This is a genomic window from Rhodanobacter spathiphylli B39, from assembly GCF_000264295.1.
Classification (GTDB): domain Bacteria; phylum Pseudomonadota; class Gammaproteobacteria; order Xanthomonadales; family Rhodanobacteraceae; genus Rhodanobacter; species Rhodanobacter spathiphylli.
The window spans coordinates 1-1,817 of record NZ_AJXT01000068.1 but is presented as its reverse complement, the minus strand read 5'-3'; the positions used below and the strand labels follow the sequence as shown (position 1 = coordinate 1,817).

1 protein-coding gene is annotated in these 1,817 nt (G+C 52.7%); it reads left to right on the top strand.

Features of this window, described 5'->3' with window-relative positions:
* The first annotated feature begins 710 nt into the window (after positions 1-710).
* Positions 711-1,529: a DUF2971 domain-containing protein gene (locus UU7_RS17810; RefSeq protein ID WP_083846023.1), complete on the top strand. Its 819-nt coding sequence runs from the start codon at positions 711-713 to the stop codon at positions 1,527-1,529.
* Positions 1,530-1,817: the final 288 nt, after the last annotated feature.

Sequence of the window (1,817 nt, the reverse complement as noted above, 5' to 3'; positions counted from 1 at the left end):
GGGGAAACCTCAGGGACGGAGGTAGTTAAATTGGATTAATTACCTCCGTCCCCTTTGTCTCGACTGAGTTCGGAGGCCAGGGGGCCGATCCACGGAGGTCCACTTTTGCGTAAGGAATTCTCCGGCTTCGCCACCGCTTAACTCCAGCGTCATGCCCCAAGACACTCTTCTCCCTCCAGCAGATATCCCTGATCTGTCTTCGCTACATGCGCAGACGGAGTGGGCGGCGGTTTTGCGCTACTTTAAGGGTGGCGGGTCTTCCGACATCGTCACGCACGCATTGTTCGTCAACTGTGTTCGTTTACACGATGCAGCCATACGAGAATACGGGCTCGGGCGACAAGCTATATTAGCTTGCCATGGCCGCAAGCCAGACGAGTTCGGGCTCGGCCATATCGCCGAGGCAACGACTCACTTTGAGAGCTGCATCTGGCATTTCGAGCGATTCATTAAGCACGTGCGTGCCCTGCGCTCACTGAAGTCCGCGGAAATTGAACTAAAGGAATTGCTCCCGCGTGACCTGAGCTTTCTGAACCAGTCGGCAGAGAATCAGATCACCCAATTGCGGCACACACTGGCTCACTTGGAGGGGGCTGCGCTACGGGGAGAATTTCTTCAAGGGACTAGTGTTGCTCTCATGCCGTTAGAGCGTGGCCTTTCGGTATCGAATCACACGATCTCGTGGTCGGACCTTGCACTGTGGCTACGTGATGCCCACGCTTGCATTGAAAAGCTTTCACGGTTCAAATCGCCATCGCCATCGCCATCGCCATCGCCATCGCCATCGCGCAAGGCGTAGCAATTCGTCCAAGCAGACGAGCGAAAAAGTCGCGCGCCGTTTAAATCAAACGCTAGGTCCTTTTGGAGATGCAATGCGGCTCTACAATCTCACATCAGCCGAGTTTGCAATCTCCAATCTAGCGCTGCGCCGTATCAAGATCTCGCGAATCGGCGATCTGAACGATCCATTTGAGCTTTTGCCAATAAATATCCGGGATAAGAAACTCCGAATTGCGGCACAGCAGACCCGGAACCAAATCGCTGAAACACGCGGCGTGATTTGCTTCAGCAAAGACTGGTCCAACCCGGTTCTATGGAGTCACTACGCAGACAAACATCGTGGAATCGCCTTGGGTTTTGAGGTAACAGAGCGATTCGCAATTCCGGTGAGCTATGAAAAAGCTCTTTCTAAGGTGGAGGTTGACGAGCTCTTGTTGGGCGCTGACCCTTCGGAAGATTTTGGCCGGATGCTTCTGGCAACAAAATTTGATGATTGGAGATACGAAAAGGAGTACCGCGTATTCATTGACTTGACTCAGCATCAGTCAGAGGGCGGCCTCTACTTCTGCTCATTCGACGAGCATCTCAAGCTTAATTCTGTTGTCTTGGGGGCTAGATGCGAAATTCCAATTGGCCAAGTGCGCGAGCTGGTTTCTAACTATCCATACAAGGTGCCTGTCATACGCGCTCGTATGGCGTTCACCAAGTTTGCGGTCACTGAGAATCGACTTCACCGGGAGAAGGCCTAACAATGCGTCCAAGCCGAACTCGTTTCGCTCGAAGATCGAGGTCAGGTTCACTTTATCGCGACAGTAAGTGAACCTCACCCCGATAGTCCGCAAAGGCTCCGGCGAAGGCCTACTGCTACAAGTCTTGATGATGCGAAAGAAAGAAGGTCAGGGGAATCGTCCAACATGAAACCAAAAGTCACGTTCTTCGACAGAAATGTGATCAAGAGATCCGTGAAATTTGTTGCGGGCGCATCAACCGTCCTGTCCGCGGTCCTGTTGTTCGTGACGGATTCAACTACGAAGCGC

Coding starts and splice junctions, on each gene's coding strand:
- UU7_RS17810 (WP_083846023.1), top strand. CDS start 711: ATGCCCACGCTTGCATTGAAAAGCTTTCACGGTTCAAATCGCCATCGC.